Source organism: Kineococcus aridisoli (genome assembly GCF_050871885.1).
Classification (GTDB): domain Bacteria; phylum Actinomycetota; class Actinomycetes; order Actinomycetales; family Kineococcaceae; genus Kineococcus.
In genome coordinates, this window is record NZ_JBJLSF010000136.1 from 1 (window position 1) to 8,053 (window position 8,053).

At 75.7% G+C, this 8,053-nt stretch carries 5 protein-coding genes; 4 read left to right on the top strand and 1 reads right to left on the bottom strand.

The window, feature by feature from the left end:
- Window positions 1-82: 82 nt before the first annotated feature.
- On the bottom strand, window positions 83-676 hold the full coding sequence (locus ACRYM2_RS22200; protein WP_432524794.1) for a MarR family winged helix-turn-helix transcriptional regulator: 594 nt from the start codon (window positions 674-676) through the stop codon (window positions 83-85).
- Window positions 677-888: 212 nt separating this feature from the next.
- Between ACRYM2_RS22200 and uvrA the strand changes: the two genes are divergently transcribed.
- The 4 genes from uvrA to ACRYM2_RS22220 all read left to right on the top strand — a co-directional run bounded on the left by uvrA (window position 889) and on the right by ACRYM2_RS22220 (window position 8,011).
- Window positions 889-3,780 carry an excinuclease ABC subunit UvrA gene (gene uvrA / locus ACRYM2_RS22205; RefSeq protein ID WP_432524801.1) on the top strand — a complete coding sequence of 964 codons (2,892 nt, stop codon included), beginning with the start codon at window positions 889-891 and terminating at the stop codon, window positions 3,778-3,780.
- Between the two features lie 269 nt (window positions 3,781-4,049).
- A complete protein-coding gene (locus ACRYM2_RS22210; RefSeq protein WP_432524796.1) occupies window positions 4,050-5,321 on the top strand; it encodes a hypothetical protein in 1,272 nt (423 codons plus the stop codon).
- Window positions 5,322-5,339: 18 nt separating this feature from the next.
- The gene (locus ACRYM2_RS22215) at window positions 5,340-6,635 is read left to right on the top strand and encodes a glycosyltransferase (protein WP_432524798.1); all 1,296 of its coding nucleotides are present in this window, start codon (window positions 5,340-5,342) and stop codon (window positions 6,633-6,635) included.
- A complete protein-coding gene (locus ACRYM2_RS22220) occupies window positions 6,632-8,011 on the top strand; it encodes a protoporphyrinogen/coproporphyrinogen oxidase (protein WP_432524800.1) in 1,380 nt (459 codons plus the stop codon). The genes ACRYM2_RS22215 and ACRYM2_RS22220 overlap by 4 nt, the downstream gene beginning before the upstream one ends.
- Window positions 8,012-8,053: the final 42 nt, after the last annotated feature.

Below are 8,053 nucleotides of genomic sequence, written 5' to 3' on the forward strand. Positions count from 1 at the left end.
TGACCTCCCCTCCAGCGGGTCAGCTCCCGCGCACCCGCCGCGGCCGGGCGGCCCGCCCCGGGCGGGGCCGCCCGCGCCGCTCTCAGCCGCGCGGAGCCACCGGCGGCACGGGGGAGACGCTGCCGGTGCTCGTCAGGTGCGCCAGCAGCGTCTCGCTGATCTCGCGCAGCTGCTCCTGCTGCTGCCGGCTGAGCTGGTCGAACAGCGTCGAGCGCACCGTCTCCACGTGGGAGGGGGCCGCCTCCCGCAGCGCCTCGAAGCCGGCGTCGGTGAGGACGGCCACGAAGCCGCGCCCGTCGGTGGCGCAGGCGTCGCGGCGGATCCAGCCCCGCTCCTCCATGCGCGCCACGGCGTGCGAGACGCGGCTGCGCGAGGACAGCGAGGAGTCGGCGAGCTCGCTCATGCGCAGCGAGCGCTCGGGGGCCTCCGACAGGCGCACGAGCATCTCGTAGTAGGTGAAGACCACGTCGGAGTCGTGCTGCAGCTGCCGGCTCACGCGGTCCATCAGCAGCTGGGTCGCCGACAGGAAGGCCCGCCAGGTGCGCTGCTCCTCGTCGTCGAGCCAGCGCACCTGCGCCTGCCCCGACTGCTCGCCCTCCTGCGGCTGCTCCCCCTGCTCCCCGTCCGGCGGCGCCGGGGCGTCCGCGGTCTCCACAAGTGCGCTGGATGGAACCATGGGACAAGCTTATGCCCTGCATTCAACTACCTGCGTCCGCCGAACGGTGGACGCCCGGACCCGTCGTCCGAGCGCTCGTGTCGGAGGGGGCGCCTAGGGTTGGGCGCGTGGCTCCTCGCTCTCCCTCCCCGGGTTCCCGCACGACCGGCTCCACCTCCCGCACGCCCGCGCGCACGTCCTCGCGCACGGCGGCCAGCGCCGCCGCCCGGGCGGTGAGCACCGCCCGGGTCGCCTCCGACCGCCTCGTCGTGCGGGGGGCGCGCGAGCACAACCTCAAGGACGTCTCGGTCGACCTGCCCCGCGACAGCCTCGTCGTCTTCACGGGCCTGTCGGGGTCGGGCAAGTCCTCGCTCGCCTTCGACACGATCTTCGCCGAGGGGCAGCGCCGCTACGTCGAGTCGCTGTCGGCCTACGCCCGCCAGTTCCTGGGTCAGATGGACAAGCCCGACGTCGACTTCATCGAGGGGCTCTCGCCCGCGGTCTCCATCGACCAGAAGTCGACCTCGCGCAACCCCCGCTCCACGGTCGGCACCATCACCGAGGTCTACGACTACCTGCGCCTGCTCTACGCGCGCGCCGGCCGCCCGCACTGCCCGGTCTGCGGGGAGCCGGTCGGGCGGCAGACCCCGCAGCAGATCGTCGACCAGCTGCTCGAGCTGCCCGAGGGCACCCGCTTCCAGGTGCTCGCACCCGTCGTGCGCGAGCGCAAGGGCGAGTACGCCGAGCTCTTCCGCGAGCTGCAGTCCAAGGGGTTCGCCCGCGCCCGGGTCGACGGCGAGGTCGTCCCGCTGGAGAACCCCCCGACGCTGCAGAAGAAGCTCAAGCACACCATCGAGGTCGTCGTCGACCGGCTCGTGGCCAAGGACGGCGTCAAGCGCCGCCTCACCGACTCCGTCGAGACGGCCCTCGTGCTCTCCTCCGGGCTGCTGGTGGCCGACCTCGTCGACGTCGAGGGCCCCGAGGGCGAGCGCCGCTTCTCCGAGAAGATGGCCTGCCCCAACGAGCACCCCCTCGACATCGACGAGGTCGAGCCGCGCACCTTCTCCTTCAACTCCCCCTTCGGCGCCTGCCCCGAGTGCACCGGCCTGGGCACCCAGCTGGAGGTGGACCCCGAGCTCGTCGTCCCCGACGAGGACCTCTCGCTGGCCGAGGGTGCCATCGCCCCGTGGGCCTCGGGCTCCTCCGACTACTTCCAGCGGCTCATCACCGCGCTGGCCGAGGACCTGAAGTTCTCCGTGGACGTGCCCTGGCGGGCGCTGCCCAAGCGGGCCCGCGACGCGCTGCTGCACGGCAAGGACCACGAGGTCCACGTGCGCTACCGCAACCGCTGGGGCCGCGAGCGCTCCTACTCCACCGGCTTCGAGGGCGTCATCCCCTTCGTGAAGCGCCGCCACGAGGAGACGGAGTCCGACCTCAGCAAGGAGCGCTACGAGGGCTACATGCGCGAGACGCCGTGCCCGGTCTGCCAGGGGCAGCGGCTGAAGCCCTCCGCGCTGGCCGTCAAGGTCGGCGGGCTGTCGATCTCGCAGCTGTGCGCGCTGCCCATCGACGAGTGCTCCACCTTCCTCGACGCCCTGCAGCTGAGCGGGCGGGAGAAGAAGATCGCCGCGCAGGTGCTCAAGGAGATCCAGGCCCGCCTGGGCTTCCTGCTCGACGTCGGCCTGGACTACCTCTCGCTGGCGCGGCCGGCGGGCACCCTGTCCGGCGGCGAGGCGCAGCGGATCCGGCTGGCCACCCAGATCGGCTCCGGCCTGGTCGGCGTCCTCTACGTCCTGGACGAGCCCAGCATCGGCCTGCACCAGCGCGACAACCGCCGGCTCATCGACACCCTGACGCGGCTGCGCGACCTGGGCAACACCCTCATCGTCGTCGAGCACGACGAGGACACCGTCCGCGTCGCGGACTGGATCGTCGACTTCGGCCCCGGCGCCGGCGAGCGCGGTGGCGAGGTCGTGCACTCCGGCGACCTCGAGGGGCTGCTGGCCAACCCGAAGTCGCTCACGGGGCAGTACCTCTCCGGTGCGCGCGCGATCGAGGTGCCCGAGCAGCGCCGTCCGGTCGACCCGGCCCGGCAGCTGCGGGTCACCGGCGCCCGCGAGCACAACCTCAGGGACGTCACCGTCGAGTTCCCCCTCGGCGCGCTCGTCGCCGTCACCGGGGTGTCCGGGTCCGGCAAGTCCACCCTGGTCAACGACATCCTCTACACGGTGCTGGCCAACAAGCTCAACGGCGCCCGCCGGGTGCCCGGCCGGCACAAGGCCGTGGAGGGCCTGGAGCACCTCGACAAGGTGGTGCACGTCGACCAGAGCCCCATCGGGCGCACCCCGCGCAGCAACCCGGCCACCTACACGGGGGTCTTCGACCACATCCGCAAGCTGTTCGCCTCCGCCCCGGAGTCCAAGCTGCGCGGCTACCAGCCGGGCCGGTTCTCCTTCAACGTCAAGGGCGGCCGCTGCGAGGCGTGCTCGGGCGACGGCACCCTGAAGATCGAGATGAACTTCCTGCCGGACGTCTACGTCCCGTGCGAGGTGTGCCACGGCGCCCGCTACAACCGCGAGACGCTCGAGGTGCACTTCAAGGGCAAGACCATCGCCGAGGTCCTCGACATGCCGATCGAGGAGGCCGCGGAGTTCTTCGCCGCCGTCCCGGCGATCGCGCGGTACATGAGCACCCTCACCGAGGTCGGGCTGGGCTACGTGCGCCTAGGCCAGCCCGCGACCACCCTGTCCGGGGGCGAGGCGCAGCGCGTGAAGCTCGCCTCCGAGCTGCAGCGCCGCTCCAACGGCCGCACGATCTACGTCCTCGACGAGCCCACCACGGGCCTGCACTTCGAGGACATCCGCAAGCTGCTCGGCGTCGTGCAGGGGCTGGTCGACAAGGGCAACAGCGTCCTGGTCATCGAGCACAACCTCGACGTCATCAAGTGCGCCGACTGGCTGGTGGACATGGGTCCCGAGGGCGGCAACGGCGGCGGCACCGTGGTGGCGCAGGGCACGCCCGAGCAGGTCGCCGCCCACCCGGACAGCTACACCGGGCGCTTCCTCGCGGAGGTCCTCACCCCCGCGAGCGCGACCGGCCGGCGCCGTCGCGCCCGCGCCAGCTGACCTCGCCGGTCCGCGCGCGGAGCTCCTCGGCGCCGCGCGCGGACCGCTCTCGACTCGTCCGCAGATCGCTCGGAGTCGTTGCGGCGCAACGGCTGGTCACCTCTTCCCCCAGGTGAGGTTCGACGCACCGTGGGCGGTGGAGGACTCCTCGTGGTTCTCCGCCCTCCATCCGGGAAAAACCTCCGGGAGGCCCTCCGCCCGCTGACACACTGCTGCGCGATCACCCCCGCCCGACCCGGTGCGGAGGTGCGGTCGAGGCGGGGGGACGCATGAGCGAGGTCACGACGGGGGTCCGCACGGGGGGCGGCGCGGCGGCCGGCGAGGTGGTCGGCGCGCAGGCGCAGACCACGCTCGGCACGGTGCCGCGGCCGCGGTCGGCCGCGGCCGCCCGCGCGCTGGAGGCGGCGCGCCGCGGGGTCCGCTGGCTGCAGGGGTCGGGGATCCAGAGCCCCTCCGGCGGCTACCACTCGTGGTTCGACCGCACCACCCGCGTCCACCCGTTCGAGTACTCCGAGGTCACCGGCTACCAGGTGACGCTGGCCGCCTGGCTGGCCGCGCGCGGCGACCTCGCGGTGCGCGAGGTGGCGCTGGGCGACGCCGAGCGCGCGGTGCAGTGGCTGACCACCGCCGTGCAGCCGGTCCCCGGCGCCTTCCGCTGCCTGGAGGCCTCCGCCGCCGTCGGCCGCTTCGCCGCCAAGGCCGACCGCCTCTACACCTTCGACGCCGGGATCATCCTGCAGGGCCTGGTGGCCCACCACGCGGCCACCGGCAGCCCGACGGCGGCCCGCGCCGCCCTCGACACCGGCGAGTGGCTGCTGCGCCACGTCGACGCCGCCGGCGTCGTGCAGCCGTGGCCGGCGACCGCCGAGGCCGGCCGCTGGCAGGACGCGCCAGGCGACTGGTCCACCCGCCCCGGCGTGCACCACGCCAAGATCGGCATCGGCCTGGCCGCCCTCGGCGAGCTGACCGGCGAGCAGCGCTTCACCCGCGCCGCCGTGGCCGTCTGCGAGGACGCCCTGCGCCGGCAGCTGCCCTCGGGCCGCTTCGTCACCAACCCCGGCGCCGGCACCACGAACGTCCACCCGCACAGCTACGCGGCGGAGGCGCTGTGGGCCGTGGGCACCGCCACCGGCCGCGCCGACCTGCTGGACGCCTCCGAGCGCGCGACGCTGTGGGCGCTGGCCGCCACCGACCGCGACGGACTGCCCCCGCGCCGCTACGGCGTCGACGCCTCCGGTGCCGTGCAGGTCGTGCGCCACCCGCGCGTCGACGGCGTGGCCCAGGTCCTGCGCCTGGCCGCCCTGCACTCCGCGCACGGCACCTCCGCCGCCCAGCGCCTGGTCGCGGCGCTGCTGGCGCACCAGGTCAGCGCTCCCGACGAGCCGCGGGCCGACGGCGGGTTCGCCTTCGGCGCCGGCACCGACGGGACGCCGCTGCCGCACGCCAACGTCTGGGTGACCGCCTTCGCCGTCCAGGCCCTCGTGCTCGCGGCCGGGGACCGGCGCGGTGCCGCGGTCCTCGACTGGCGACACCTCGTCTGAGCGGCGGTCGGTCCGAACGTGGCTCGCGTCCTGCTCCTCATGACCCGCCCGCTCGCGGGCGCCGGTGGTCGCGGCACCGTGCTGCGCACCATCGTCGACTCCCTGGCCGACGCCGGTCACGACGTCGTGTGCGCCGTCGTGGGCGGACCCGCCCGGCCGGTGCCCGTCGACCGGGCGGTGGCCACCCACCGCCTGCCCGACGTGAGCTGGTGGGAGGTCGCCGGCGGCCGCGCCGCCCGTCGCCGCGGCCTGCGCTCGTGCAACGAGCGCCTCTACTACTCCGCGCGCACGGCCGCGGCCGTGCGCCGCATCGCCGACGCGGAGGACGTCGACGCCGTCGTCGCCGACGGGGTGCGCCTGTCCGCCCTCGCCGAGGACTGCGGGCGTCCCTGGTTCGTCGACCTCGACGACCTGCTCTCGGAGCGCTACGAGCTGTGGCGGCGGCGGCGGATGGACCTGCACCAGCTGCTCGGGCACCGCCGGCCCCGCTCGCGGGCGGCCGCGGCGCTGCTGCGCCGGGTGCCGGTCGGGCGGCTGCTCGCGCTCGAGGCGCGGCGGCTGCGCCGGCGCGAGGACGAGGTCGCCCGCCGCGCGCACGGCACCTCGCTGGTCTCGCCGGTGGAGGCGGCCCGGCTGGCCGAGCGCGCCGGTGCACCGGTGCGCTCGCTGCCCATGGCCGTGAGCGCGCGGGTGCAGCGGCGCTGGAGCCCCGGCGCCCCGCTGGACCGCCGCCTGGCCTTCCCGGGCAGCCTCACCGCCTTCGCCAACGAGGAGGCCGTGCGCTGGTGGATCGACGAGCTCGAACCGGCACTGCGCGCCGCCGGGCTGCACGGCTGGCAGCTGCACGTCTTCGGCGAGGTCCCGCAGGCAGTGCGCGCCCGCGTGGCGGCGCCCTCGGTGGTGCTGCGCGGCGCCTTCGAGCGCGAGCGGCTGCACGCCGAGCTCGTGCAGCACTCCTTCCTGCTGGCACCCCAGCGCGAGGCGCTGGGGCTGACCGTCAAGGTCGTCGAGGCGGCCGTGCTCGGCCTGGTGCCGGTGACGACGCCGCAGGGCGCCAGCGGCATGGACGTCGCCCACGGCGAGCAGCTGCTGCTGTTCTCCGACGGGCCGGAGCTGGCCCGCGTGCTGAGCACGGTCGAGCGGTGGGCGGACGAGGGCGGTGCGCCGACCGCGGCCCTGGCCGGGCGGGCCGCCGCCTGGGCGCGCGCCGGCTTCGCACCGCAGGAGCTGACCCGGCGCTGGGCCGAGGTCGTGGAGGAGCTCGTGGGGCGGGGCGCCGGGCACCCCGACCTCGCGGAGGGGGGCGTGCGGTGAGCGCGACGGTCGTGGAGGCCAGGTCCGGGCGCGGCGGCGAGGACCGCCCCGTCGTCGTCATCGGTGCGGGGCCGGCGGGACTGGCCGCGGCCGAGCACCTGCTCGACGCCGGTGTCCGCGTCGTCGTGCTCGACGGCGCACCGCAGGTCGGCGGCCTCTCCCGCTCGGTGCAGCTGTGGGGGGAGCCCTACGACCTCGGCCCGCACAGCTTCTACTCCAGCTCGCACCCGGAGTCGGTGCGCCGCTGGCTCGACCTCGCCGGCGCCGCCGGCGGCCTGGAGCGCACCGTCGCCCGCCGCGGCGCCGTCTGGCGCGGACGGGCCGTCGCCTTCCCGCCCGGCCCCCGCGACGTCCTGCGCGCCGTCGGCCCCGCCGGGGCGCTGGCGCTGGCCGCCTCGCGGAGCGCCGCCCGCCTTCCCGCGCGGCGCGCGGACGCGCCCCCGCGCACCGCCCACGACGCGCTCGTCGCCCGGCACGGCCGCGCCGTCGTCGAGGAGCTGTTCGTCCCCTACTGCCGCAAGTACCTCGGGGTCGGCCCGCAGCAGCTGTCGGCCGCCTTCGCCGACAAGCTGCTGGGCACCCGCGCCGGTTTCAGCGGCCCCGTGGAGCTGCTGACCCCCGCCCGCGGCACCGGAGCGGTCTGGGAGGAGCTCGCGCGCCGGCTGCGCGAGCGCGGCGCCCGCATCCTGCTGGGCACCACCGTCACCGGGCTGGACACCGAGGACGGGCGCATCAGCGCCGTCACCGCCCGCGACGCCGGCGGGGAGTCCACCCTGCCGGTGCGGGCCGTGGTCTCCAGCGTCCCGCCGCCGCTGCTGCTGCGCTGGCTGCCGGGCGCGGCCACCTCCCGCACCGCGCCGGCCCCCGGGGCGGGCGGGCCGGCGCTGCGCAGCCGCGACACCTACCTGGTGCACCTGCTGGTGGAGGGCGAGGTCGGCCAGCAGGCCCACTACGTCACCGCCTACGACGAGTCGCTGCGCGTGGGCCGGCTCACCAACACCCGCGCCTGGCGCCCGCAGCGGTTCGCCGGTGCCCCGCGCACCGTGCTGTGCGCGGAGTTCTGGAGCTCCGGCGAGGACGACCTCGCCGCCCGCTCCGACTCCGAGCTGGCGCAGCTGGCCGTCGCCGAGCTGCCCGCCTTCGGCGTCGACCGCGGGGTGCGCGTCGTCGACTGCGACGTCCTGCGGCTGCCGCGCAGCGTGCCCGTCCTGTCGCTGGGCCACGAGGCCGTCCTGGCCGGCGTCGACGAGCGGCTCGACGCCTACCCCAACCTCGTGCGCGTCGGCCGCCACGGCCGCCACGACTGGGACGGGCAGGAGGACTCCCTGCTCACCGGCCGCAGCATCGGCGCGCACGTGCTCGCGCTGCCCGCCTGAGGGGACGACGACGCCCCGCGCCCGCGGTGAGGACCGCGGGCG